1 protein-coding gene is annotated in these 624 nt (G+C 37.5%); it reads right to left on the bottom strand.

Features of this window, described 5'->3' with window-relative positions; translation table 11 throughout:
* A partial coding sequence (locus tag IDG60_RS28255; RefSeq protein ID WP_206161118.1) for an MFS transporter occupies positions 1–624 on the bottom strand: 624 nt, incomplete at both ends.

Raw genomic sequence — 624 nt, 5'->3', positions numbered from 1 at the left:
GTAATGTTGCTTTTTCACCTAAACGAATCATCGCAACTGCCACAATGGCATATGGCAATGTAACAAGTCCAGATTGCGCAGCTGATAAACCAAGGTGTGTTTGAGCATATATGAAAAAGACCACTGTAACGCCTAGACCGCTATTTAAAACAAAGTTATTTAAAAATGCACCAATGAACGGACGGTTGCGTAATACTGAGAAATCAATAAAAGGTACTTCATGTCGACGTTCGATGATGATGAATATCAGCGTAGTGATGATAAAAATGCTCAGACAAATGAATGAGAATGTACTAAACCAACCTTGTTCGAATCCTTGTGTTAACAATAATGTAAAGCTACCAATCATAACAGCGAAAATCGACATACCTTTGTAATCGAACGGATGACGGTGGCTATGTTGACTTACTTTTTCAGGTGTGCCTTTTAGAAGTAATATGGCAATGAAAGCAATGACTATACTAATGATGAAATTCATTTGCCATCCGAAATTTGTAGCAATTAAACCGCCGATAACACCAGCTAGGCCGATGCCCCCAACAGTACTAATCATTAGATAACTAATCGCTCGTCTTAAATGTTCTCCTTTAAATTGATTATTTAAAACGCCAACTGTTGAAGGTA

It is taken from the genome of Staphylococcus sp. EG-SA-2 (genome assembly GCF_017152085.1).
The sequence above is the reverse complement of the archived record's forward strand: the minus strand, read 5'-3'. Positions and strand labels throughout refer to the sequence as shown.